General features: G+C 73.6%; 22 protein-coding genes. 15 read left to right on the top strand and 7 right to left on the bottom strand.

What is annotated here, in order from left to right; all coding sequences use genetic code 11:
- Positions 1–67 precede the first annotated feature (67 nt).
- From ACY34I_RS19605 to ACY34I_RS19595, 3 genes are all read left to right on the top strand, one after another.
- The gene (locus tag ACY34I_RS19605) at positions 68–547 is read left to right on the top strand and encodes a septum formation initiator (protein WP_462756421.1); all 480 of its coding nucleotides are present in this window, start codon (positions 68–70) and stop codon (positions 545–547) included.
- 260 nt (positions 548–807) lie between these two features.
- Positions 808–1,200 carry a cupin domain-containing protein gene (locus ACY34I_RS19600; RefSeq protein ID WP_462756420.1) on the top strand — a complete coding sequence of 131 codons (393 nt, stop codon included), beginning with the start codon at positions 808–810 and terminating at the stop codon, positions 1,198–1,200.
- Between the two features lie 42 nt (positions 1,201–1,242).
- Complete coding sequence (locus tag ACY34I_RS19595) at positions 1,243–3,027, top strand: glycoside hydrolase family 15 protein (protein ID WP_462756419.1); 1,785 nt, start codon at positions 1,243–1,245, stop codon at positions 3,025–3,027.
- 49 nt (positions 3,028–3,076) lie between these two features.
- Here ACY34I_RS19595 and ACY34I_RS19590 read toward each other — a convergent pair whose 3' ends face one another.
- A complete protein-coding gene (locus ACY34I_RS19590; protein ID WP_462756418.1) occupies positions 3,077–4,264 on the bottom strand; it encodes a threonine synthase in 1,188 nt (395 codons plus the stop codon).
- 8 nt (positions 4,265–4,272) lie between these two features.
- On the bottom strand, positions 4,273–5,307 hold the full coding sequence (locus ACY34I_RS19585; protein WP_462756417.1) for a DNA polymerase ligase N-terminal domain-containing protein: 1,035 nt from the start codon (positions 5,305–5,307) through the stop codon (positions 4,273–4,275).
- A 137-nt stretch (positions 5,308–5,444) separates the two neighbouring features.
- Between ACY34I_RS19585 and ACY34I_RS19580 the strand changes: the two genes are divergently transcribed.
- The 3 genes from ACY34I_RS19580 to ctaD all read left to right on the top strand — a co-directional run bounded on the left by ACY34I_RS19580 (position 5,445) and on the right by ctaD (position 9,412).
- Positions 5,445–6,233, top strand: a complete 789-nt coding sequence (locus tag ACY34I_RS19580) for an aldo/keto reductase (protein ID WP_462756416.1) — start codon at positions 5,445–5,447, stop codon at positions 6,231–6,233.
- 172 nt (positions 6,234–6,405) lie between these two features.
- Positions 6,406–7,512, top strand: coding sequence for an FAD-dependent monooxygenase (locus ACY34I_RS19575; protein WP_462756415.1), 1,107 nt, complete (start codon positions 6,406–6,408; stop codon positions 7,510–7,512).
- A 142-nt stretch (positions 7,513–7,654) separates the two neighbouring features.
- Complete coding sequence (gene ctaD, locus ACY34I_RS19570; RefSeq protein WP_462756414.1) at positions 7,655–9,412, top strand: aa3-type cytochrome oxidase subunit I; 1,758 nt, start codon at positions 7,655–7,657, stop codon at positions 9,410–9,412.
- Between the two features lie 252 nt (positions 9,413–9,664).
- Here the strand turns inward: ctaD and ACY34I_RS19565 are convergent, their stop codons facing one another.
- The 5 genes from ACY34I_RS19565 to ACY34I_RS19545 form a co-directional block, all read right to left on the bottom strand.
- The gene (locus tag ACY34I_RS19565) at positions 9,665–9,898 is read right to left on the bottom strand and encodes a hypothetical protein (protein ID WP_462756413.1); all 234 of its coding nucleotides are present in this window, start codon (positions 9,896–9,898) and stop codon (positions 9,665–9,667) included.
- Between the two features lie 277 nt (positions 9,899–10,175).
- The gene (locus tag ACY34I_RS19560) at positions 10,176–11,390 is read right to left on the bottom strand and encodes an MFS transporter (protein ID WP_462756412.1); all 1,215 of its coding nucleotides are present in this window, start codon (positions 11,388–11,390) and stop codon (positions 10,176–10,178) included.
- A 65-nt stretch (positions 11,391–11,455) separates the two neighbouring features.
- Positions 11,456–12,037 (bottom strand): isochorismatase family protein, encoded by a 582-nt coding sequence (locus ACY34I_RS19555; RefSeq protein ID WP_462756411.1) that lies wholly within the window; start codon positions 12,035–12,037, stop codon positions 11,456–11,458.
- 13 nt (positions 12,038–12,050) lie between these two features.
- Positions 12,051–13,337, bottom strand: a complete 1,287-nt coding sequence (locus ACY34I_RS19550; protein ID WP_462756410.1) for a nicotinate phosphoribosyltransferase — start codon at positions 13,335–13,337, stop codon at positions 12,051–12,053.
- Between the two features lie 17 nt (positions 13,338–13,354).
- Complete coding sequence (locus ACY34I_RS19545) at positions 13,355–16,033, bottom strand: LuxR C-terminal-related transcriptional regulator (RefSeq protein WP_462756408.1); 2,679 nt, start codon at positions 16,031–16,033, stop codon at positions 13,355–13,357.
- A gap of 281 nt (positions 16,034–16,314) precedes the next feature.
- Between ACY34I_RS19545 and ACY34I_RS19540 the strand changes: the two genes are divergently transcribed.
- The 9 genes from ACY34I_RS19540 (at position 16,315) to ACY34I_RS19500 (ending at position 24,049) form a co-directional block, all read left to right on the top strand.
- The gene (locus tag ACY34I_RS19540; RefSeq protein ID WP_462756407.1) at positions 16,315–17,796 is read left to right on the top strand and encodes a P-loop NTPase family protein; all 1,482 of its coding nucleotides are present in this window, start codon (positions 16,315–16,317) and stop codon (positions 17,794–17,796) included.
- A 115-nt stretch (positions 17,797–17,911) separates the two neighbouring features.
- Positions 17,912–18,202, top strand: coding sequence for an ATP-dependent Clp protease adapter ClpS (clpS, locus tag ACY34I_RS19535; protein ID WP_111242404.1), 291 nt, complete (start codon positions 17,912–17,914; stop codon positions 18,200–18,202).
- Positions 18,203–18,275: 73 nt separating this feature from the next.
- Complete coding sequence (locus ACY34I_RS19530) at positions 18,276–18,773, top strand: DUF2017 domain-containing protein (protein WP_462756475.1); 498 nt, start codon at positions 18,276–18,278, stop codon at positions 18,771–18,773.
- Between the two features lie 55 nt (positions 18,774–18,828).
- A complete protein-coding gene (locus ACY34I_RS19525; protein WP_148796148.1) occupies positions 18,829–19,317 on the top strand; it encodes a M67 family metallopeptidase in 489 nt (162 codons plus the stop codon).
- Positions 19,318–19,387: 70 nt separating this feature from the next.
- Complete coding sequence (locus ACY34I_RS19520) at positions 19,388–19,717, top strand: MoaD family protein (protein ID WP_462756406.1); 330 nt, start codon at positions 19,388–19,390, stop codon at positions 19,715–19,717.
- Between the two features lie 11 nt (positions 19,718–19,728).
- Complete coding sequence (locus tag ACY34I_RS19515; protein WP_462756405.1) at positions 19,729–20,694, top strand: PLP-dependent cysteine synthase family protein; 966 nt, start codon at positions 19,729–19,731, stop codon at positions 20,692–20,694.
- Positions 20,695–20,919: 225 nt separating this feature from the next.
- Positions 20,920–21,666, top strand: a complete 747-nt coding sequence (locus ACY34I_RS19510) for an MBL fold metallo-hydrolase (RefSeq protein WP_462756404.1) — start codon at positions 20,920–20,922, stop codon at positions 21,664–21,666.
- Between the two features lie 92 nt (positions 21,667–21,758).
- The gene (locus tag ACY34I_RS19505; RefSeq protein WP_462756403.1) at positions 21,759–22,901 is read left to right on the top strand and encodes a glycosyltransferase family 4 protein; all 1,143 of its coding nucleotides are present in this window, start codon (positions 21,759–21,761) and stop codon (positions 22,899–22,901) included.
- Positions 22,898–24,049, top strand: coding sequence for a glycosyltransferase (locus ACY34I_RS19500; RefSeq protein WP_462756402.1), 1,152 nt, complete (start codon positions 22,898–22,900; stop codon positions 24,047–24,049). The genes ACY34I_RS19505 and ACY34I_RS19500 overlap by 4 nt, the downstream gene beginning before the upstream one ends.
- The last annotated feature ends 3 nt before the right edge of the window (positions 24,050–24,052 follow it).

Below are 24,052 nucleotides of genomic sequence, written 5' to 3'. Positions count from 1 at the left end.
GAGCCGCGCCGACTCTTTTAACGTTCCCCAGTGCCGGCCTTAACCTTCCCTCGGGGACACTCGGCGCATGGGCCGTCGTCAGCTCCTCGCCGCCGTCGGGTGGTTGGCCGCCACCGTCGCCGCCACCCTCGTCGGGTTGGGCGCGATCCGGCTGGTCGGGGAGGGCATCGCCGGCACCCCCGGCGGCGTACGCGACCAGCAGGAGGTCGAGCGGGCGCTCGCGTCCCCCGAGCCGGTCTCCCCGAGGCCGGTCGAGAGTCCGACCGGGAGTCCGACACCGACCGCCGCTGCGGCGAGTCCCCCGCCCACCGGCGGCCCGACCGGGGTCCGGAGCAGTTTCTCCACCCCGGGCGGCACGGCGGTGGCGGAGTGCGGGCCGGCGGGAGCCCGTCTGGTCACCTGGTCGCCCGCCCAGGGCTACCGGGAGAAGGAAGCCGAACGAGGGCCGGACGACCACGTCAAGGTCCGGTTCGTCGGCCCCGGGGGCGAGTACGAGCTGCGGGTGCGGTGCGTCGGCGGGCGACCGGTGGCCGACACCCACGACTGACGGGAACGGGAACGGGCACGGGGACGAGCGCACGGCGCCGCTCGACCGGGGTCGTAACGTCGCCGCGCTCTGGCCGTCTCCCACCACCGCAGCCGTACGGCGGTACGACAGCGGGGACCTGGCTCGACCGGCCCCAGCATGCACCGGTCCTGACGCAGCAGATGCCCGTCCAGAGGGGATCCAAACCCGGGCTTGGTGGCAAATTCCACCATCTGCGAGTCCCGGTGTGACCGGCGGGTACGACCGGGTATGTGGCCGCCATGGAGCATTTCACGATCGCGACCGTCGCCGAGAAGAGCCCGGACTTCCGGCGGGTGCTCTGGACCGGGCAGCACACCCAGCTGGTGATCATGACCATCCCGCCGGGCGGAGAGATCGGCGAGGAGGTGCACGAGAACCTCGACCAGATCCTCACCTTCGTCAGCGGCACCGGAGAGGCCCGGGTGGCCGGGGAGAAGCAGGAGGTCGTCGCGGGCGACTTGGTGGTCGTACCAGCCGGCACGAAGCACAACTTCGTCAACACCGGCCCCAACCCGCTCGTCCTCTACACCGTGTACGGGCCGCCGGAGCACGCCGACCAGGCCGTGCACCGGACCAAGGAGGAGGCCGACGCGGCCGAGGCCGCCGGACAGGACGAGCCGCCCACCGGGTGACCGGCGCGGTCTGAACCGGGCGGGTCCGGGTACCCGCAGCGGGTGCACCAGCCGGCGATCTCCGACTACGGATTTCTCTCCGACTGCCGCTCCGGGGCGCTGGTCAGCCGCGACGGTTCGGTCGACTGGTGGTGCCCGGACCGGTTCGACGCCCCCTCCGTCTTCACCCGCCTGCTCGACCCGGCCGGCGGGCACTGGCGGATCGCCCCGCTGGCCGACAGCCGGGTGGAGCGGGCGTACCGGCCGGACACCCTGGTGCTGCGCACCGTCCACCACACCCCGGAGGGGAGCGTGGCGGTGACCGACGCGCTCGCCGCCGAAGTGGGTGCCCGGGGGCACGAACTGGGGATGAACTCACCCGCCGTGCTGATCCGGGTGGTCGAAGGGCTGTCCGGGCGGGTCCGGATGCACCTCGACTTCGCCCCGCGACCCGAGTACGGGCTGCTCACCCCGTATCTGCACGAGCAGCCGGACGGCGGGGTGCTGGCGGCCGCCGGACCGGTGACCCTGACGCTGCGCGGCGGCGGGCAGGCGCTGCGCACCGACCGGGACCGGGTGCGGCACACCTTCGAGGTGGCCGCCGGCCAGCAGATCGGCTTCGACCTGGCGTACGCCCCGGTCTACGGGGATCCGCCGGCCCGGCTCGACCCGGTCGTCACGCTCAACGAGACGGCGCAGGCGTGGGAGGCGTACCGGGAGAGCCACCACTACCCGGGCCACTACCCCGACCCGGTCCGCGCCAGCGCGACCGTGCTGACCGGCCTGACGTACGCCCGCAGCGGCGCGGTCGCCGCGGCGCCGACCACCTCGCTGCCGGAGCAGATCGGCGGCGACCGCAACTACGACTACCGCTACGCCTGGCTGCGCGACTTCTCGATGACCATGCGGGCCTTCTGGGTGGCGGCCTGCCCGCACGAGGCGTCGCGCCTGTTCGCCTGGGCGGCCCGGTCGATCGGGCGGGTCGGTGACCAGCCGGTGCCGGTGCTGTTCGGGCTGGAGGGGGAACGGGACCTCTCCGAGCACGACTGCGCGCACCTGCGCGGGTACGCGGACAGCCGGCCGGTGCGGGTCGGCAACGACGCCTGGCGGCAGCGGCAGCTCGACGTGCCCGGCGAGGTGATCTCGGCGGTCTGGCGGCTGCACCACTACCTCGGCGAGACGCTCGACGCGGAACTGCTGGAGATGGTGGTCGGGCTGGCCGAGCAGGTGGTCGCGACCTGGCGGCTGCCCGACCGGGGCATGTGGGAGACCCGGGACGTCGAGCGGCACTACCTGTCGTCCAAGGTGCTCTGCTGGGCGGCGCTGCGCCGGGCGGTGCAGCTCGCGCCGCAGCTCGGGGACCGGGCCGACCCGCGGCGCTGGGCGGGCATCCGGGACGAGATACGCGAGACCGTGCTGCGCGAGGGATGGAACGACCAGATCGGCGCGTACACCGGGGCGTTCGGCTCGGCGGAGCTGGACGCCTCGGCGCTGTTCCTGCCGGTGGTGGGCTTCCTGCCCGCCACGGACCCGCGGATGCGCTCCACCATCGAGGTGGTCGAACGGGAGTTGGGCACCGAGGACGGCCTGGTGCGGCGCTGGAACACCGACCCGGCGGGCTTCGTGCTCTGCTCGTTCTGGCTGGTCGAGTGCCTGGTGATGGCCGGGGAACCGGACCGGGCCCGGGCGCTGTTCGAGACGGTCCTCGGCCACGCCAACGACCTGGGCCTGTTCGCCGAGCAGATCGACCTGGACAGTGGCGCGCAACTCGGCAACATGCCGCAGGCGCTGTCGCACATCGGCCTGATCAACGCGGCCTGGCGGTTGACCGACCCGACCACCGACTGAGGCGGCTGTCAACCCTGCTCCACCCGAAGGGTTAAGAAGGTGCCCCTCCTTACACCATCGGCACGCCGGAGACGTCCACCGTCTCCGGGTACTTCAGCCCGGCGCCGGTGTTGAGCACCACCACCCGCTCGCCGGCCCGGATCCAGCCCCCGGCCCGCAGCTGCCGGGCCGCGGTCAGGCAGGCCGCCCCCTCCGGGCAGAGCAGCAGCCCCTCCCGGGCGGCGAAGTCCCGCAGGTCGGCGAGGATCTCCGCGTCGTCCACCGCGATCGCGGTCCCGCCGCTCTCCCGCAGCGCGGTCAGGATCAGCTCGTCGCCGAGCGGGGCCGGCACGGTGATGCCGAACGCCACGGTCTGCGCGTCCTGCCACGGTGTGGCCCGTGTCTCCCCGGCTGCGAACGCCCGGACGATCGGCGCGCAGCCGGTGGACTGGACCGCGACCAGCTTCGGCAGCCGGTCCTCCACCCAGCCCAGCTCGCGCAGCTCGTGCAGCGCCTTGTGGATGCCGATCAGCCCCACCCCGCCGCCGGTCGGATAGATGATCACGTCGGGCACCTGCCAGCCGAGCTGCTCGACGATCTCGTACCCCATGGTCTTCTTGCCCTCCAGGCGGTACGGCTCGCGCAGCGTGCCGGCGTCGAAGATCCGCCCGCCCGACTCGGCGACCAGCCGGGCCACCCACCGGCCGGCGTCGCTGATCAGCCCGTCGACCAGCCGCAGGTCGGCCCCGGCCGCCAGGCACTCCCGCCGGCAGATGGTCGGCGCGTCCAGCGGCATGGCGATGGTCGCGCCCATCCCGGCCCGGGCCGCGTACGTCGCCCACGCCGCCCCGGCGTTGCCGTTGCTCGGCATGGCGATCCGCTCGACACCCAACTCCCGGGCCCGGCTCACGCCCACCGCCGCGCCCCGGGCCTTGAACGACCCGGTCGGGGTGAGCCCCTCGTCCTTCACGATCAGGTCCGGGATGCCGATCTCGTCGCCGTACGCGGGGGCGCGCAGCAGCGGCGTCCAGCCCTCGCCCAGCGTGGTCACGAAGCGTTGGTCGGCCACCGGCAGCAGCTCCCGGTAGCGCCACAGGTCGGCCGGCCGCAGGCCGAACTGCTCCGGGGTCATCGACGCGGCCACCGCGGCCAGGTCGTAGCGGGCCAGCAGCGGGGACCCGCACTCGCACAGGTTCTGCAGCTTGTCCGCCGGATGCTCCCGGCCGCAGCGCGGGCAGTCCAGGTGCGTCAGGTGCATCGTGATCCTCAGCTCGGGTCGATGCTCAGCCAGTGCCGGCTGCGCCGGCCCGGCTCGTACGGGGAGTCGAGGCGCTTGGCCACCACTCCCGGCAGCCCCTGTTCGCGGGCGGTCCGCAGGGCGTCCGCGCCGACTCCCGGGAACCACGGCGGAGTCTGCCAGTGCTTCCCGGCCAGCGCCAGACCGTCGAGCAGCTCGCGGCGTTGGGCGTACGGCACGTCGAGGGTGGTCACGCCCTCCAGCCAGAGCAGGTCGACGGCGAGGAACTGGCCGTCCCGCTTCGTGGGCGCCTTCACCCGCCCGGCCGGGTCGATCCGGACCAGCACCCCGTCCAGCACGGCCTCCGTGGGGGCCAACTCCTCGGCCATCGCCCGCAGCCACGGGTATGTCCCACTGACGTCCTCGTCCGACTCGTCGAGCAGCCGCAGCCGGCCGCCCGAGACGTACGCGACGGTCCGCACCCCGCCCCAGCGCAGCTCGTACCCCCAGGCCGTCTCGTCCTTCGGCAGGCGCTTGCCGGGGGTGGGGTGCATGGGGCGGACCAGCTCAGGCATCGGGGCCCAGCCCTCCGGAGCGGGGCCGGTGCGGCGGACCATCCAGTCCCGCCCCCGGCCCCCGGTGGCGAAGAGCACGTACCGGCCCTTCGTCCGCTTCCCGTCGAGCACCACGATCACCTCGTCGTCGCGCCACTTCTCCGCGCGGTACGTCCCGGTGTCGTGGATGGTCATCTTCCCGCCGCCGTACTCCCCGGCCGGGATCTCGCCGTGGAAGGTGAGGTACTCCATCGGGTGGTCCTCGGTGTGCACGGCCAGGTGGTTGCGGCCGGGGTCGCGGGGCAGGCCGCGCGGCACCGCCCAGGACGCCAGCACGCCGTCGTGCTCCAGCCGCAGGTCCCAGTGCAGGCTGCGGGCGTGGTGCTGCTGGATGACGAAGCGGGGCTTGCGCCGGGAGGTCCGCTTCCGCTCCGGGGCCCGTTCCGGCACCGGCTCCGGGGTACGCGCCGCGTCCCGCTTCCGCCGGTACTCCTCCAGCCGGTCAGCCACTCCCGCATTGTCCGGTACGCCGAGGTGATCCGCAGGGGTGTCGCGGGGCGGATCGTCCCGTTTCCGCCGTCGCCGCCCGACCCGCCCTCCGGCGGGTCGCCGGCATGGTGGGCCCGATCAGGGGTAGAACAGCCGCCATGACAGGTGTTGACCAGCAGCCCACCGTCCCGCTCTCCGGCGACGTCCGGATCCCGTTGCTCGGGTTCGGCACCTGGCAGGCCACCGGCCAGGCCGGCTACGACGCCGTGCTCGCCGCCCTCGACGCGGGCTACCGGATGATCGACACCGCCACCATGTACGGCAACGAGCAGGAGGTGGGGCGGGCGGTCAAGGAGAGCGGGCTGCGCCGGGAGGACGTCTTCATCACCACCAAGCTGCCGCCGGAGCGGGCGGGCCGGGAGCGGGAGACCATCGAGGCGAGCCTGCGTGCCCTCGACACCGACTACGTCGACCTGTGGCTCATCCACTGGCCGCCGGCATCCCCGGGCGACAGCATCCCCATGTGGCGGGAGTTCCTGGCCGCCCGGGACGAGGGCCTGGCCCGCACGGTGGGGGTGAGCAACTACAGCACCAGCCAGATCGACGAGCTGATCCAGGCCACCGAGGAGACCCCGGCGGTCAACCAGATCCGGTGGAGCCCGACGCTGTACGACCGGCGGGTGCACGCCGCCCACCGGGACCGGGGCGTGGTGCTGGAGGGCTACAGCCCGTTCAAGACCAGCGACCTCTCCGACCCCGTGCTGGTGCGCATCGCCCAGGCCCACGACGTCTCCCCGGCGCAGGTGGTACTCCGCTGGCACATCGACCACGAGATCGTGGTGATCCCCAAGTCGGTCACCCCGGAGCGGATCCGGGCCAACGCCGATGTCTTCCACTTCTCGCTCACCGCCGAGGAGATGCGCGACATCGACGCCCTCGGCGGCTGACCGCAACCGCCCCCGACTTCCCCCGGTCGGCGTGGGACTCCTGCCGGTGGGATCGTGCGCCCGCGCCGACGAGCGGGCCCGTCAGGGCCAATGGGCCCTTTCGTCCCTCGGTTGCGGCGAGTAGTGTCGTGCCTCCAACGCGTGCCGAACCCCTCCGGAGGCGTACCCCACCATGGGTGGTTCACCCCTGCGCATCCTCGTCGTCGGCGCAGGCATCGCCGGTCTCGCCGTGGCCCGAGCGCTGCGGCTGGCGGGGTTCCGGCCCGACGTCACGGAGAAACTGCCGCCCACCGAGCGCGCCGACACCGGTCTCTACCTGCCGGGCAACGCGGCCCGGGCGCTGCGCCGGCTCGATCTGGACGGCCCGCTGCGCCCGCTCGGCGAGGTCATCCACCGCCAGCGGTTCCTCGACGCGTCCGGCGCCCCGCTCTGCGAGGTGGACCTCGACGCCCTGTGGGCCGGCGTCGGGGAGTGCCGGGCACTGCCCCGCGCCGAGCTGCACCGAGTGCTGCTCACCGGCGCCGGCGGCGCGGTCCGGCACGGTGCCGAGGTCAGCGCCGTCGAGCCGCGCGCCCACGGCGTCACCGTCGGCTTCACCGACGGCACCTGCGCGGAGTACGACCTGGTCATCGGCGCCGACGGGCCGCACTCCGCGGTGCGTACCCTGGCCGCGCTCGGCGGCCCGCCCCGCCCCGCCGGCCAGGTGGTCTACCGGGCCATCGTCCGCGACGGCCCGCGGGTCACCGACTGGACGGCCCTGCTCGGCCAGCGCGCCGGCTTCCTGGTGGTGCCCATCGGCGCCGGGCGGCTGCACTGCTACGCCGACGAGGCCGGCACCACCGTCCCGGCCGACCCCCTGGCCCGGCTGCACGAGCTGTTCGGCGACTACGGCGGCCCGGTCCCCGAGGTGCTCGCCGCGCTGCACGGCGTGCACGCCGAGATCACCGAGGAGGTCGAGCTGGGGCGCTGGTTCCACGGCCGGGTGCTGCTCGTCGGTGACGCGGCTCATGCCACCGCGCCGACGCTGTCCCAGGGTGCCGCCATGGCGCTTGAGGACGCCGTGGTGCTCGCCGAGTCGCTGAAGGCCGCCGGCGACGTGGATGCCGCGCTGGTCGCGTACGAGAGCCGGCGGCGGCCGCGTACCCGTTGGGTGCGGGACCGGACCCGGGACCGCAACCGGACCCGCGACGTGTCGCCCGCGCTGCGCGACCCGTTGCTGCGTGGTCGTGGCGGGCGCATCTTCCAGGAGCACTACCGGCTTCTCGTGGGCCCGCTCTGACGCCCGCCGCCGGGCGGCGGTGATCGTAGCCGCCGACCCCCGGAGGCGGTGCCACCTGCCGGGGACTATCCTCCTTGCGGATGACGGCTGCGCAGATGACCAGCGCGTGCCGAGCGGGACAACCCAGAACCGGAGGCCACTCGTGACCACCGTCGCACCCAAGCCGGTCGTGACCCGGCCCTGGCCGGTCCGCCAGCCGGTCAAGGGGTCGGCCATCGCGCGGCTGCTGCGCACCACGGACGCGAAGCAGATCGGGATCATGTACATGGTCACCGCGTTCGCGTTCTTCATGATCGGCGGCCTGATGGCCTTGATCATGCGCGCCGAGCTGGCGCGGCCGGGCCTGCAGTTCCTGTCGCCCGAGCAGTACAACCAGCTCTTCACCATGCACGGCACGATCATGCTGCTGTTCTTCGCGACACCGATCGTGTTCGCCTTCGCGAACTACGTGGTGCCGCTGCAGATCGGCGCGCCCGACGTGTCGTTCCCCCGCCTGAACTCGTTCGCCTACTGGCTGTACCTGTTCGGCGGCACCATCGCCACCGCCGGCTTCATCGCCCCCGGTGGCGCGGCCGACTTCGGCTGGACGGCGTACACGCCGCTGAGCAACGGCGAGCACTCGCCGGGCGTCGGCGGGAACATGTGGGTGGTCGGCCTGGCCATCTCCGGTCTGGGCACCATCCTCGGCGCGGTCAACCTGATCACCACGATCCTGACCCTGCGCGCCCCCGGCATGACCATGTTCCGGATGCCGATCTTCACCTGGAACATGCTGGTCACCAGCCTGCTGGTCATCCTGGTCTTCCCGCTGCTGGCCGCCGCGCTCTTCGCGCTCGCCGCGGACCGGCTGATCGGCGCCCACGTGTACGACCCGGCCACCGGCGGCCCGATGCTGTGGCAGCACCTGTTCTGGTTCTTCGGCCACCCCGAGGTCTACATCATCGCGCTGCCGTTCTTCGGCATCATCTCCGAGATCATCCCGGTCTTCTCCCGGAAGCCGATCTTCGGTTACAAGGGTCTGGTCGCCGCGACCATCTCCATCGCCGCCCTGTCGATGAGCGTCTGGGCGCACCACATGTTTGCCACCGGCCAGGTGCTGCTGCCGTTCTTCAGCTTCCTCAGCTACCTGATCGCCGTGCCGACCGGTATGAAGTTCTTCAACTGGATCGGCACCATGTGGCGGGGCCAGATCACCTTCGAGACGCCGATGCTCTTCTCCGTCGGATTCCTGGTGACCTTCCTCTTCGGTGGTCTGACCGGTGTGCTGCTGGCGAGCCCGCCGCTGGACTTCCACCTGCAGGACTCGTACTTCGTGGTGGCGCACTTCCACTACGTGCTCTTCGGCACGATCGTGTTCGCCGTGTTCGCCGGCATCTACTTCTGGTTCCCCAAGATGTTCGGTCGGATGCTCGACGAGCGCCTGGGCAAGGTGCACTTCTGGCTGACCATGATCGGCTTCCACACCACCTTCCTGGTGCAGCACTGGCTGGGCAACGAGGGCATGCCCCGGCGGTACGCCGACTACCTGCCCGGCGATGGCTTCACCACGCTGAACACGATCTCCACGCTCGGCGCGTTCATCACCGGTATCTCGACCCTGCCGTTCATCTACAACTGCTGGAAGTCGTACAAGGCCGGTCCGGTGGTCGAGGTCGACGACCCGTGGGGTTACGGCAACTCGCTCGAGTGGGCCACCTCCTCCCCGCCGCCCCTGCGGAACTTCGACCGGATGCCGCGGATCCGCTCCGAGCGCCCGGCGTTCGACCTGAAGTTCCCGGAGCTGGCCGCCGGGCAGAGCCTGGCCGGCCCACCGGAGGGTGGCGCCAAGCCGCTGACCAGCGAGTCCAACGGTGGCGCCAGCTACCAGGAGGACACCTCCGGCAACCTCGACCGGCGCTGACCCGCCGCCGACACCGCGCCACGGGCGCCGCACCCTCTGGGGTGCGGCGCCCGTCGCCGTTGCGGCCCCTGCCCCGGGGGCTGTCAGCCCGCGCGTCGAGAGATGACTCCCCAGCCGCTACGAACTTGATGACGTAAACGATTCGCTCAGCTCATCGCTGGTGGCGACCCGCACCCTCGTGGACCTGAAGGCGACTTCCACCCTCGTGGGGCCGACTGACGCGGGCGGGCCCGCTGCCCGGCGCGGGGCCCATCACGGGCCGCCAGGTTTCCATCGAAACTGGAGCTCCGGCTCGTCGCGGCACTCCAGGACACCGGCCATCACCAGAGCGCGAAGCATCTGATACAACGCGTCGCCGAGCGGGTTCTCAGTCCAGAAGACACCCTTTGCCTGCAGGAACGATCTGTCCGCGAACAGGCCTATCGCCCGCCCCAGATAGAACTGGGCGTAGTCAACGTCCACCCACTCCGCGAGGTCGTCAGCCAAGCCCATAGCCAGGATCCCCCCATGAGATGACTTCGCCGCCGGTCGCAGCACCTGGGTAAGCGGTCCGATCATCACCGGTAGCAGGACCAGCAAGGATCGGTCATGACCTCCGCGTCAAGCATTCTGCGACGCCGTTTCGTCAGCGATCCTGCGAGCCCAGGCAGACAGTCCCCGGTGATCCGTTCACGTCATCAGGTTCGTAGGCGCGACGAGGGCCGGTCGGCCCGGGAAGGCTCCCCGCCGGTGCCAGGGCGCCGGGCGGGGAGGCGGCGGAGGATCAGAGGGTGGCGGGGGCCAGTTCCGGGGTGGCCGGTTCGGCGGTGGCCTGGCGGCGGTGACGCAGCTCGATCGGAAGCACCGCCAGGGCGACCAGCACGCCGATCGCCCCGGTGACCGCGAAGCCCCACGGCGGCGCCGAAGCGTCGATCACCGCGCCGGCGAGCGGCGCGCCGAGCGCGATGCCGACGGTGACCGCGGAGCCGTGCAGGCCCATCACCTCACCGCGTACGCCGGCTGGGGCGAGCCGGCTGGCCGCGTCGGCGGTCGAGGCGAGGGTGGGCGCGCAGAGCGCCCCGGCCGGGATGAGCGCCAGGCAGAGCAGCCACCAGTGCGACCCGCCCAACCCGACCGGGATGCTGGTGAGGCTGAGCGCCGCCATCAGGGCCAGCGGCGAGATGGAGCGGGTGACCGCCCCGTACGCGAAGCCGCCCACCAGCGACGCCACCGCCCACATGGCCAGGACCGCGCCGGTCCACCCGACCTCGCCGCCGGCCCGGAGCACGGCGACCACGGCGACGTCGGTGCCGCCGAGCACCAGGGTGGTGGCCAGGCTCACCGCCAGCACGGCGAGCAGCCGGGGCGTCAGCCACTCGCGGCGGGGCACCTTCCGGTGCGGGCCGGCCGGCTCGTCGGCGCTGCGGGTCGGCGGGTCGAGGAGCCAGAACCCGATCCCGGAGGCGACGATGCCGACGCCCACCGCCCACATGGTGAGCCGCGGGGAGACGGCGGTCGCCAGGGCCACGGCCAGCGCCGGGCCGACCATGAACGACAGCTCCACCGACATCGAGTCCAGCGCGTACGCCGGGCGGCGCCGCTCGGCCGGCACCAGCGCGGCGACCGACTGGCGGACCACCGAGAAGACCGGCAGGGCGAACAGCCCGGCCAGGAACGCGGCCGGCAGCAGCACCGGGTACGACAGCTCAGGGGCGCTGGCCCAGAAGACGCCCTCGGCGATGGTGGTCAGCAGGAGCACCGGGCGTAGCCCGCGCCGGTCGACCAGCCGCCCGAGCAGCGGGGAGCCGAGCGCGGCGCCGACGGTCGACGCGGCGCCGACCAGGCCCGCGGCGCCGTACCCCCGGCCGAGGTCGAGCACGACGTGGAAGGTGAGCGTCACCCCGGTCGCGGTGAGCGGGATGCGGGCGAGCACCGACACCAGCAGCAGCGACCGGAGACCGGGCAGGGCGAGCGCCTCCCGGTAAGGCTTCAAGTTCACGACGGTCCGTACCTCCGGCGCACATCCTCGACGGGGGGTACGACAGTCGGCAACCGATTACCTGGTCAAGCGGCCCTGATCACAGGCGCGCCGACCATGGTGACCCCGGCCCCGTCCATGGCCCGCAGCGCCACGTCCAGCGTCTCGGGTGCGACGGCGGCGGTGAGGTCCAGCAGCACGGTGGTCCGGAACCCCTCCCGGGCGGCGTCCAGGGCGGTCGCCCGCACGCAGTGGTCGGTCGCGATGCCCACCACGTCGACCCGGTCGACGTCGTGCCGCCGCAGCCAGTCGGCCAGGCACTCGCCGTCCTCGGCGTGCCCCTCGAACCCCGAGTACGCGGCCGCGTACTCGCCCTTGTGGAAGATCGCCTCCACCCGCCCGGTCTCCAGGTCGGGGTGGAACTCCGACCCGGGGGTGCCGACCACGCAGTGCCGGGGCCAGGACTCGACATAGTTCGGTGGATCGCCGAAGTGCGGGCCCGGGTCGACGTGGTAGTCCTTCGTCGCCACCACGTGGTCCCAGCGGTCCGGCTCGGCGGCGAGCAGCCGGGAGATGCCGGCCGCCACCCCCGCCCCGCCGGCCACCGCCAGGGAGCCGCCCTCGCAGAAGTCGTTCTGCACGTCCACGATGATCAACGCGTTGCTCACGCCGACGTCCTCCTCAGGTCGCGGGTACGACGGTCACCGGGATGGCCGGGTCGCCGCCGGAGAGCTTCAGGCCCTCCCACGGGATGGAGATCAGGCACTGCCGCAGATGCTCCCGCGACTCGTCGAGGGTGGGCAGCGCGATCGGCTCCCCGCCGACGATGAACGAGTGCTGGAGCAGTCGGTCGTTCGGCTGCCGGTCCGGCACCCCCTGCGGCACGATGATCTCCTCGGTGGCGGTGCCGGTCGGCTTGTGCCGGCGTACCGCCACCTTCCGGCCGCCGATGGTGGCCTTGCGCTCGGAGCGCTTGACCACCGGGCGGCCCTCGACCTCGACCAGCTTGTAGACCAGGCCGGCGGTCGGCGCGCCGGAGCCGGTCACCACGGCGGTGCCGGCCCCGTACATGTCGACCGGCTCGGCCGCGAGCGCGGCGATGGCGTACTCGTCGAGGTCGCCGCTGACGATGATCTTCGTCTCGGTGGCGCCGAGCGAGTCGAGCAGCTCCCGGGACTGCTGGGCGATCACCGCGAGGTCGCCCGAGTCGATCCGGACGGCCCGTAGCTCGGGTCCGGCCACCGCGATGGCGTTGCGGATGCCCTCGCTGATGTCGTACGTGTCGACCAGCAGCGTGGTGTCCTTGCCCAGCGTGGCGACCTGCGAGGCGAACGCCGCCCGCTCGTCGTCGTGCAGCAGGGTGAAGGCGTGCGCGGCGGTGCCCGCGGTGGGGATGCCGTAGCGGTGGCCGGCGGCGAGGTTGGAGGTGAACCGGAACCCGGCCAGGTACGCGGCCCGCGCCGCGGCCACCGCCGCCCCCTCGTGCGCCCGCCGGGAGCCCATCTCGATCAGGGTCCGGCCGCGGGCGGCGGTGACCATCCGGGCGGCCGCCGCGGCGACCGCGCAGTCGTGGTTGAGCACCGACAGCACCAGCGTCTCCAGCACCACGCACTCGGCGAAGCCGCCGGAGACGGTGAGGATCGGGGAGCTGGGGAAGAAGAGGTCGCCCTCGGCGTAGCCGTCGACGTCACCGGTGAAGCGGTAGTTGGTCAGCCACTCGGCGGCCCGGTCGTCCACCACCCGGCTGCGGCGGAGGAACTCGATCTCCTCGGCGTCGAACCGGAAGTCCCGGATCAGCTCCATCAGCCGTCCGGTCCCGGCGACCACCCCGTAGCGGCGGCCCGCCGGCAGCCGCCGGGTGAACACCTCGAAGACGCAGCGGCGGTCGGCCGTGCCGTCGCGGAGCGCGGCGCTGACCATGGTCAGCTCGTAGTGGTCGGTCAGCAGCGCGGGGCGAAGGGTGCTCACCGCTCCACCCTAAGAGTTCAGGTCGGATCCCCGCCGTCGTGCCCCGGCATCGACCACAGTGCGGCCCGCAGCTCGGCCCGGCCGGTCACCCCGAGCTTGCTGTAGACCCGCTGGAGGTGGTTCTCCACCGTGCGGGTGGACAGGTAGAGCTGTTCGGCGATGGCGCGGCTGGTGACCCCCTCCGCCGCGAGCCGCGCGACCTCCCACTCGCGGTCGGTGAGCGCGGGGCGCAGCCGCCGCAGGGCGGGGGTGGAGATCTCGTCGCAGCGGCGGAGCAGGCCGGCGAGCCGCTCCCTGGCCGGGGCGGTCGCGCCGGTCCGGCTGCGGCCGAGCCGGTGCAGGGCCATCGCGGCCGCCTCCGCGGCGTACACGGTCAGGTCCCGGGCGGCGAAGCCGTCCGCGACGGCCAGCAGTTCGGTGGGGGAGCCCTCGACCGCGGCGCGGGCGTACCGGGCGACCAGCGGCGGCAGCACCCCGTCGATCCGCTCGGAGAGCTCGGCCAGGCGCTGGGCCACCGTGCGCCGGCCACCGTCGGTGCACATCGGCCCGACGGGGGCGGCGGCCTGGTCCAGCCGGACCAGGTCGAGCAGGACCAGCAGCTCGTGGCCGGCGAGCATGTCCTCGCGGAGCCGGTCGGCCAGCGCGCACAGGTGCTTGCCGGCCGTCGGCAGGTCACCGCTGGCGGCGTGGACCGCGGCCCGGGCCTGCTCCAGCCACGGGTACAGCACCGCCATGCCCGGGGCGTGGGTCCGGTCCGCCTCGGCCATCGCCTCGGCCGCGTGCGTCGCGTCGCCGCGCAGCGCCGCCGCCTGGGCGCGTTCGGCGTGCGCCAGCCCGGCGTACACCCGGCTGGTGGCGAGCACCGCGCAGGCGCCGAGGCTGGTCTTGAGCGCCTCGTCGCCGCGCCCGCGCAGCCGCGCCGCGTACGCCTGGAGGATGGCCAGGTAGCCGGTGCCGAGCCGGAAGTCGCCCGCGCCGGCCTGGTCGGCGAACTCGTCGGCCACGATCGCGTCGATGCCGGCCAGGTCGCCGGAGAGCGCCAGCCGGGTGCCCCGGGCCAGCTCCATGGCGAGCTGGAGGTAGGGCATGTCGCCCCGCCAGCGCGCCGCCTCCGTCTGAACCCGGGCGATGGCGGCGGCGCTGCGCAGGTACTGCCCCTGCGCGGCCTGCAGGTGGGCGATCGTGCAGCGGGCCAGCTCCCGGGCCGCGATGGGGGCGGCCGGGCGGTCCAGCACGGCCTGGGCGAGCCGCAGCGCCCGGTCGGTGTCCAGCCGGTGCAGCCGCATGATCGCCTCGAAGGCGCGGACCCGGGTCTGGTCGGCCGAGTCGGTCAGCTCGTCGCCGCGTGCGGCGATCTCCTCCACCGTGGACTCGCGGCTGAGCCCCCAGTAGCTGACCATGCCGCGGACCGTCAGCCAGCGGCTGCGGCGCCGGTCGGAGCCGATCTCCCCGGCGACGGAGTCGAGCACCTGGATGGCCTCGTCCGGCCGGTCGCCGAACATGAGGATGGTGGCGAGCAGTTCGGCGGCGTCGAAACCGCCGTCGGCGTCCAGCGCGGCCCGGGCCAGCCGGGTCGCCAGCGGCACGTCGTACCGGCCGAAGGCCTGGGCGGCGGCGTCGAGCAGCAGCGCCGGGTCCTGCGCGGTGCCCGAGTCGAGGCGCCACACCGCCACCCGGAGCAGGTCGTCCCGGCGGCGCTTGCCGACCTGCTCGAGCAGCCCGGCCAGGGTGGCCTGGAGCCGGCGGGTCCGGCTGACCGGGCACTGCCGCCGCATCACCTCGCCGTAGAGGGGGTGGGCGAGCCGGACGTTCAACCGGCGGTCGTCGTGGACCATGGTGATCAGGCCGCGCTCCTCGGCGACCTCCACGTCGGTCGGGTCGACCGCCTTCTCGAGCAGCTGCAGGCCGAGCGGCTCGCCGAACGCGACCAGCTCGACCACCGACCGTACGCCAGGGGTGAGCTGGCCGATCCGGATGTCGATCAGGTCGGTGAGGTTGGGGGCCAGCTCCAGCCGGCCGGTCCACTTCCAGATCCCGTACGTCCGGCGCAGCTCGCCGCCCCCGGAGGCGGCCAGCACCAGCTCGCGCAGCAGCAGTGGGTTGCCGGCGGAGAGCTGGAACAGCCGCTCGGACGACTTGGCGTCGACCGGGCCGTCCAGGATCGCGGCGAGCAGACCGGTGGTCTCGGTCGGGCCGAGCGGACCCAGCTCGACCAGGTCGACCAGGTCGTCGGTCCACAGGGCGCGGATCGGCAGTGGGATCTGCTCGCCATTGCGCAGGGTGCCGATCACGGTCGCGTTCTCGACCCGGGCGAGCAGGTGGACCAGCGCGGCCGAGGGCGGGTCGAGCAGGTGCGCGTCGTCGATCGCGAGCACGATGGGCCGGCCGGCGGCCTGCTGCTGGAGCATGTCCACGGCCCAGCGGAGGATGCCGGCGGGGGAGAGCCCCTGCGGCTGCTCGGCCGGGAGGACCTGCACCAGCCCGCCGAAGGGCAGCGCGGCCGTGGTGGCGCTGGCCGAGACGGACCAGACCGCGTACCGGTCGGTGGGGAGGGCGGCCACCCCTTCGCGCAGCAGACGGCTCTTGCCGACCCCGGCGCTGCCGCTGAAGAACAACCCGCGCCCCTCGGGGCCGCCCACCGTGGACAACAGACGGTTGAGTTCATCCGTCCGGCCGACGAAGTCCCACCGACTCATCCGAGCAGCATATCGACGCTAATCCCCGCGCACCCGCAGCGTCACGCAGGGAAGTTGAGTAACCGGCCGATTAGCCCTGAGTATCGGGAGTGTTCGCTGTCGGACTTGCGACAGAAGTAGGCTTCCGGCACCGAGAGTCACCCCCGGATTTCCCACGCGACCGGACCACAACCGGCCGCCTGGTTGGGAGGCCACCTGATGAAGCAGCGCCCGCTGCCCTCGGTCGACGTGCCCGATCCGAGTGCGCCGGCCGAGCCACCCCGCTGCCCACCCGCCTCGGGGTGACCGAGCCCGGCCCGGAGGAGCCGCTGGCCGTCGTCGTCGCGGGTCCGGCCGGCGCCGGGCGGCGTGAGCTGCTCGCCGGCCTGCTCGAGCAGGCGCCCGGCATGCTGGCCGTGCCCGCCGGCAGTTACCTGCTCGTCAACCACGCCAAGGTGCCGACCCGCGCCGCGTACGTGCCGGGCTACCGCCAGCCGCACTCGTACGGCGCGGATCCGCTCGCGGCCGGCCCGGCGCTGGCCCGGCCGCCCCGCCGGGTGGAGCTCAGCCTGCCCGACCCGCTGCTGCGCCATTTCGCGGTGCTCGACACGCCGGACACCGGCTCCCTCGGCGTCGCCGGTGACCGGGTGCTGCTCGACGCGGTCGGCCGGGCCGGCGCCCTGCTCTTCGTGATCTCCGCCGACCAGGCGTTCACCGCCGCCGAGTTGCACCTGCTCACCGAGGTGGCCCGGGCCCGGGTCGAGGTGTTCTTCGCGGTCACCCCCGGGGCGGCCGGCTGGGCGGCCCCGGCGGACGGCCCGACGATGCCGGAGGGCCCGGAGGCCTCCGTCCCGTCGGCAGGCCGCACCGGGCCACCCGCGCCCCGGTCCGCCGGCCGCCGGGTCGACCCGGTGGAGGTCACCCTGGCGGCGCACCGGGCCGCCCTGCTGTCCGCGGTGCCCGGCCTCGCCCCGGCCCGCTGGTACCCGGTGCGGCAGGAGGACCACTCGGACCTGCGCCGCGCCCTGGTGGGTTGGGCGGCCGACGAGGGACTGCGACGGGCCAGCGCCCACCCGCCCGAGCCGCCCGGCGCGCACCAGCGGGTGGCCGTCCTGCCCGGGCTCGACCCGGGCGACCTCACCGAACGCCTCGACCGCCAGGCCCGCTCCTGCGCCCAGCGGATCCGCCAACACCTCGCCCTGGAACTGGCCAACATCCACCTCCGGGTGGTCCAGGAGGTCGTCTTCGGGGTCGGCTGCGCGGGCCTGCCGCAGCTCCTCGACCGGGAGATGGAGGCGCTGTCGCTGCTCGCCACCGCCCAGTGCGACGAGGCGGTCCGTGGCATCGTCGACGACCTGGCGGCCCGGGTGTTCGGCGCGCCGCTGGCCGAGGGGGTCCGGCGCCGGATCACCCACGCCGTCCGGTGGGGTCTCGCCGACCAGCCGGCGAGCGGGGACCTGGACCGGGTGTTGCTGGTGACCAGCACGGCCGGGGTGGCCGGCCTCAGCGGCACCGGGGCCATGGACGCCCTGGCCGGGTTCCCCGGCGCGCAGCGCGACGAGGTGCTGCCACCCTTCGGGGTGGCGCTCTCCGGTGGCTGCTGGCAGCACTGGCGCGCCCCCGACAACGACGACCCGAACGGCGCCCGCTCCTGGGCGCAGCGGGTGCTGCGCGAGGTCGAGCTGGAACTGTCCCGCGAGGTGTCCCGTCGCTTCGAGGTGATCCGGCTCTCGCTGGGCGCGGTGCTCACCGATGCTGTCGACCACGGCATCCTGCTCGCCTGAGGTCGGGGTCGCCAACCGGCCGTCCGGGTCGCCGTACGCGGCCCGGGCGGGTGATCCGGACCAGGGTGGCGTTCCGGTTCATCGGTTTCCCGGATCCGGTGGCACGATGGGGGGCATGGCGGCTCCACAGGTTGCGCCGGTCGAGACGCCGGACACTGACGAGGTGCCGGCTTCCGACCGGCCCTGGGTGACCATCGTCTGGGACGATCCGGTCAACCTCATGACGTACGTGACCTGGGTGTTCCAGAAGCTCTTCGGATACAGCCGGGAGAAGGCCGAGCAGCTCATGCTGGACGTGCACCACAAGGGCAAGGCGGTCGTCTCCAGCGGCGCCCGGGAGCGGATGGAGCACGACGCGTCGCAGCTGCACGCGTACGGCCTCTGGGCGACGGTGGACCGGTCGTGAGCGAGCGAACCATCAGGCGCGGCACGACGACGCCGTACGCCGGCGCCGACCGCGGGGAGGCGATGGCGTGAGCATGTTCCGTCGCCAGGGCGACCGCTACGTGGCCACCTTCGCGGTGGACGAGGCCCGGGTGCTGCGCAAGGTCGCCTCCGAGGTGGTCGGCCTGCTCACCGACGGCTTCGACCACGGCGACCCGGTGGTCGGCCGGCTCTTCCCCGCGGTCTACCCGGAGGACGCGGCGGGCACCGCGGAGTTCCGCCGCTACACCGAGGGCGACCTCAAGACCGCCAAGATCGACCAGGCCGGCGCGATCCTCGCCGCGCTGCCCGACGGCGAGGCCGGCGGCGAGGTACGCCTCGACGCGGAGGCGGCCGAGGCGTGGCTGCGGGCGCTCAACGACGCCCGGCTGGCGATGGGGGTCCGGCTGGAGATCAAGGACGGCACCGACCTCGGGGAGGAGCTCGACGACGCGGTCGCCGAGGACCCGACCTCCTCCCGGGTGTTCCAACTGTCGGTCTACGCGTACCTGGGGTATCTGCAGGAATCCCTGCTCAACGCCCTGATCGACTGATTCGTGACGGCCACCACCTCGCCGCCCCGCACGACCAGGCGCTAGGCTGGTCGGCGTGCTGAGCATCGACCGGTCGATCATCGACGCGATCGTGGCCCACGCGCGTCGGGACCACCCGGACGAGGCGTGCGGCGTCGTCGCCGGTCCCGCCGGCAGCGACACCCCGACCCGGCACATCCCGATGGAGAACTCCGCCCGCTCCATGACCTTCTACGAGTTCGACTCGATGGAGCAGTTGCGGGTGTGGCGGGAGATGGACGACCGCGACGAGGAGCCGGTCGTCATCTACCACTCGCACACCGCGACGGAGGCCTACCCGTCCCGCACGGACATCTCCTTCGCCGGTGAGCCGGGAGCGCACTACCTGCTCGTCTCGACCCGCGAACCCGACACGGAAGAGATCCGCTCCTTCCGCATCGTCGACGGCGTGGTGACCGAGGAGCCGGTCCGGATCGTGGATGCCGCCGTGGACCCGCACGCCGTCCAGTCCTACATGTTCGGGCAGAGCCCGGCGACGGTCGACTACGAGTGTTCCGGCCGCTGACCTTCCAGCACCGGCACCTCTTCCTTTCTCCCGTCACCTGGCACGACCCGTTCAAGGAGCACGAGACATCATGGCCATCGAGGTTCGCATCCCCACCATCCTGCGCAGCTACACCGGCGGCGCGAAGGTCGTCGAGGGCGCCGGCGACACGCTCGCCGACCTGCTCACCGACCTGGACTCCCGGCACGCCGGCCTGAAGGCCCGGCTGGTCACCGACGCCGGCGCGCTGCACCGGTTCGTCAACGTCTACGTCAACGACGAGGACGTCCGTTTCCTCGGCGCGCTCGATGCCAAGCTCAGCGACGGTGACAGCGTCACCATCCTGCCGGCCGTGGCCGGCGGCGCGTTCGGCTTCGCCGCTGCTGCCGCGCTCGCCGGTCACCGCGCTGCCGTCCGCTGACGGCGGTCGGCATGGCGCGGTACGACAGCCTGCTCGACGCCTGCGGCGGTACGCCCCTGGTCGGGTTGCCCCGGCTCTCGCCGGCGGTGCCCGACGGGGCGCCGCCGGTGCGGCTCTGGGCCAAGTTGGAGGACCGGAACCCGACCGGCAGCATCAAGGACCGGGCGGCCCTGTTCATGGTCCGCGCCGCTGAGGAGGCGGGCCAGCTCCGTCCGGGTGACACCGTCCTGGAGCCGACCAGCGGCAACACCGGGATCTCGCTGGCCATGGTGGCCAAGCTGCGCGGCTACCGGCTGGTCTGCGTGATGCCGGAGAACGTCTCCACCGAGCGGGTCCAGCTGCTCCGGATGTATGGCGCGGAGATCATCTTCTCGCCGGCCGCCGGCGGCTCGAACCAGGCCGTCGCCACCGCCAAGCAGATCGCCGTCGAGCACCCCGACTGGGTGATGCTCTATCAGTACGGCAACGAGGCGAACGCCCGGGCGCACTACGAGACGACCGGGCCGGAACTGCTGCACGACCTGCCCACGATCACCCACTTCGTGGCCGGCCTGGGCACCACCGGCACCCTGATGGGCACCGGGCGCTACCTGCGGGAGAAGGTCGAGGGCATCCAGATCGTCGCGGCGGAGCCCCGCTACGGCGAGCTGGTCTACGGCCTGCGCAACATCGATGAGGGGTACGTCCCCGAGCTCTACGACGCGGGGGTGCTCTCCCGGCGGTTCTCGGTGGGCACCCGGGACGCGGTGCTGCGTACCCGGCAGCTCGTCGAGGTGGAGGGGATCTTCGCCGGCTTCTCCACCGGCGCGATCCTGCACGCCGCCCTGGCGGTGGCGCACGAGGCGGTCCAGGCGGGGCGTCCGGCCGACGTCGCGTTCGTGGTCGCCGACGGCGGCTGGAAGTACCTGTCGACCGGGGCGTACGGGGGCACCCTGGCGGATGCCGAGGACGCCCTCGAGGGGCAACTCTGGGCCTGACGGTCCGCGGTTCGGGTCGGTCGGCGGCGCCGGCCGGCCGGCTCGACCGCGCCGTGCCGTCACCGGACGTGTACGGGTGTCACGTTGATGACAACTTCCGTTGGATCATTCTTGCCCGCCCGGACCGACGCGTAGGCTGCGCAGCGTGGCGTACGCGTCGGTTGTGATCATCGGCGGGGTGACTGCCGACGTGTCGACTACGAAGCGTGACATCGGGGCGACTGGATGCGACTGACCGTCCTCGGCTGTGCGGGCAGCTTCCCCGGCCCCGAGTCCCCCTGCTCCGCCTACCTGGTGGAGGCGGAAGGCTTCCGCCTCCTGATCGACTTCGGCTCCGGGGCGCTCTCCACCCTCCAGCGCTACGTCGGGCTGCACGCCCCCGACGCCATCCTCCTCACCCACCTGCACTGCGACCACATGCTCGACGCGGTGTCCTACGTGGTGGTCCGCCGGTACGCCCCGGACGGCCCGTACCCACCGATGCCGGTCTACGCCCCCTCCGGCGCGCCGGACCGGATCGCCACCGCCTACGGGCAGGAGGACAGCACGGTCGAGGACGTGTACCAGTTCTACGGGCTCCAGCCCGGCACCTTCCCGATCGGCCCGTTCACCGTCACGGTCGACCGGATGAACCACCCGATCGAGACGTACGGGGTGCGGCTGGAGCACGACGACCGGGTGTTCTGCTACTCGTCGGACACCGCGCCCTGCGACGCGCTGCTGCGCCTCGCCCAGGGCGCCGACCTCTTCCTCTGCGAGGCCAGTTACCTCGACGGCGTGGAGAACCCGCCGGACCTGCACCTGACCGGCCGGGAGGCGGGCGAGGCGGCGACCAAGGCGGGGGTGGGCCGGCTGCTGCTCACCCACCTGGTGGCCGCCTGGGGCAGCGAGGCGCACACCGTCGAGTCGGCGTCGGGGGCGTACGCCGGGCCGCTGGACGTGGTGCGCCCCGGCGCCTGCTACGAGGTCTGACCACGGCGGCGGCGCGCCGCGTTGCCGTACTGTTCGCCGATCCGTCAGCGGCTGGTCGCCTGACGCACCCGTCCGGCCCGCACCCTCGGGCCATGCGGATCGCCATCGTGACCGAGTCGTTCCCGCCGGACGTGAACGGCGTGGCGCACTCCGTCGTCCGGACCGCCGAGCACCTCGTGGCACGGGGACACGAGCCGCTGGTCATCGCGCCGGCACCGGCCCGCGGCCGGCACCGGCCCGCCGAACGGCACCCCTGGCCCGTGGTGCGGATCCCCAGCCTGCCGCTGCCGCGCTACCAGGGCTTCCGACTCGGCGTGCCAACCGCCGGCCTGGCCGCCGCGCTGCTCGGCCACCGGCCGGACGTGGTCCACCTCGCCAGCCCGTTCGTCCTCGGCGCGGCGGGGGCGACCCTGGCCGTCCGGCACGACCTGCCCGTCGTCGCGGTCTACCAGACCGACGTCGCCTCCTACGCCCGCGCGTACCGGGTGGGCTGGGGTGAGGCCGCGGCCTGGCGCCGGCTCCGCGAGATCCACAACTGCGCCCAGCGCAACCTCGCGCCCTCCACCCGCGCCGCCGCCGACCTGATCGCCAACGGGATCCAGCGGATCTGGCTCTGGCGGCGGGGCGTGGACGCTGAACTGTTCCACCCGACCCGGCGCAGCGACCCGCTACGCCGGGCCCTGGCGCCCGGCGGTGAACTCCTCGTCGGCTACGTCGGCCGCCTCGCCCCGGAGAAGCGGGTGGAACTGCTCGCGGCGACCGCCCGGCTGCCCGGCGTACGGGTCGTGGTGGCCGGTGACGGCCCGGTCCGCCGGCAGCTCGCACGCGCCCTGCCCGGGGTGCGCTTCCTCGGCGTGCAGCACGGGGAGGCGCTGGCCCGCCTCTACGCCAGCCTCGACGTCTTCGTCCACACCGGTCCGCACGAGACGTTCGGGCAGACACTGCAGGAGGCCGCCGCCAGCGGGGTGCCTGTGGTGGCGCCGGCCAGCGGCGGCCCGGTCGACCTGGTCGAATCCGGCGTGACCGGGCTGCTGGTCCCGCCCGACGACGGCGACGCGCTCGCCGCTGCCGTCGCCGAGCTGGCCACCGATCCCGACCGCCGCGCCCGCTATGGCGCCGCCGCGCGGACGGCGGTCAGCCGCCGCAGCTGGAGCGCTGTCGGGGACGAACTGCTCGGGCACTACCAGGCCGCCGTCGCCGGCACGCCGCTCGCCGGCCTGCGGGCTCCCAGGTGAGCGGCGTACGTATCGTCCGGCTGGCCAACTTCGTCACCGGCCGCTCCGGCGGGCTGCGTACCGCCCTGCGGCACCTCGGCGCGGGCTACCTGGCCGCCGGCCACGAACCGGTGCTGGTGATCCCCGGCGAGCGGTACGGCGACACCCGCCAGCCGTGGGGTCGGGTGGTCACGCTGCCAGGGCCGGTGCTGCCGGGCAGCGGCGGGTACCGGCTGCTGGCCGACCGGCGCCGGCTGGCCGGAGTGCTCGCCGACCTGGCGCCCGACCGGCTGGAGGTCTCCGACCGCAGCACCCTGCGCTGGACCGGCCGGTGGGCCCGGGCGCACGGCGTGCCGTCGGTGATGGTCTCGCACGAGAGCCTGACCGGGCTGCTCGGGCAGTGGCGGCTGTCGCGCGGCGCGGCCCGGCGGGTCGCCGACCGGCTCAACCGGGAGACCCTGCGCCACTACGACCGGGTCGTCTGCACCACCCGGTGGGCGGCGGAGGAGTTCGACCGGCTCGCCGGGCGGCCGGTGGACCTGGTGCCGCTCGGGGTCGACCTGACCACGTTCCACCCGGGCCGCGCCGACCCCGTGCTGCGCGAGCGGTACGCCGACCACACCGAGGTGCTGCTGGTGCACTGCGCCCGGCTGTCGGTGGAGAAGCGCCCAGAGCTGGCGGTGGCCGCCCTCGCCCGGTTGCGCCGCGCCGGCATACCCGCGGTGCTGGTAATGGTCGGCGACGGGCCGCTGCGGCCCGCGCTGGCCCGGCGCGCGGCCGGCCTGCCGGTGCACTTCGCCGGTTTCCTGCCCGACCGGACCGCGCTCGCCGCGCTGCTGGCCACCGCCGACGTGGTGCTCGCGCCCGGCCCGGTGGAGACCTTCGGCCTGGCCGGGCTGGAGGCGCTGGCCAGCGGCACCCCGGTGGTGGCCAACGCGGCCAGCGCGCTGCCGGAGGTGATCGGGCCGGGCGGGCTCGCCGCCCACGGCACCCCGTCGGCGATCGCCGACGCGGTCGTCCGGCTGCTGGAGCGCCCGGAGGCGGCGCGGCGGTCGGCCGCCCGCCGCCGGGCCGAGGAGTTCGGCTGGCCCGCCGCGGTCGCCGGCTTCCTCCGCGCCCACGGCGTCGCGCCGGCCGACTCCGCCCCGGCGGCTCCCGGCACGCCCTGACCC

It is taken from the genome of Micromonospora sp. RTBAU3-60 (genome assembly GCF_054963695.1).
This window is presented reverse-complemented; position numbering and strand designations above follow the sequence as displayed.

Bases quoted from the DNA above. Each gene is read 5' to 3' on its own strand.
- ACY34I_RS19605 (WP_462756421.1), top strand. From the start codon at position 68: ATGGGCCGTCGTCAGCTCCTCGCCGCCGTCGGGTGGTTGGCCGCCACC.
- ACY34I_RS19600 (WP_462756420.1), top strand. From the start codon at position 808: ATGGAGCATTTCACGATCGCGACCGTCGCCGAGAAGAGCCCGGACTTC.
- ACY34I_RS19590 (WP_462756418.1), bottom strand. From the start codon at position 4,264: ATGCACCTGACGCACCTGGACTGCCCGCGCTGCGGCCGGGAGCATCCG.
- ACY34I_RS19580 (WP_462756416.1), top strand. From the start codon at position 5,445: ATGACAGGTGTTGACCAGCAGCCCACCGTCCCGCTCTCCGGCGACGTC.
- ACY34I_RS19575 (WP_462756415.1), top strand. From the start codon at position 6,406: ATGGGTGGTTCACCCCTGCGCATCCTCGTCGTCGGCGCAGGCATCGCC.
- ACY34I_RS19545 (WP_462756408.1), bottom strand. From the start codon at position 16,033: ATGAGTCGGTGGGACTTCGTCGGCCGGACGGATGAACTCAACCGTCTG.
- clpS (WP_111242404.1), top strand. From the start codon at position 17,912: ATGGCGGCTCCACAGGTTGCGCCGGTCGAGACGCCGGACACTGACGAG.
- ACY34I_RS19530 (WP_462756475.1), top strand. From the start codon at position 18,276: ATGTTCCGTCGCCAGGGCGACCGCTACGTGGCCACCTTCGCGGTGGAC.
- ACY34I_RS19520 (WP_462756406.1), top strand. From the start codon at position 19,388: ATGGCCATCGAGGTTCGCATCCCCACCATCCTGCGCAGCTACACCGGC.
- ACY34I_RS19515 (WP_462756405.1), top strand. From the start codon at position 19,729: ATGGCGCGGTACGACAGCCTGCTCGACGCCTGCGGCGGTACGCCCCTG.
- ACY34I_RS19510 (WP_462756404.1), top strand. From the start codon at position 20,920: ATGCGACTGACCGTCCTCGGCTGTGCGGGCAGCTTCCCCGGCCCCGAG.
- ACY34I_RS19505 (WP_462756403.1), top strand. From the start codon at position 21,759: ATGCGGATCGCCATCGTGACCGAGTCGTTCCCGCCGGACGTGAACGGC.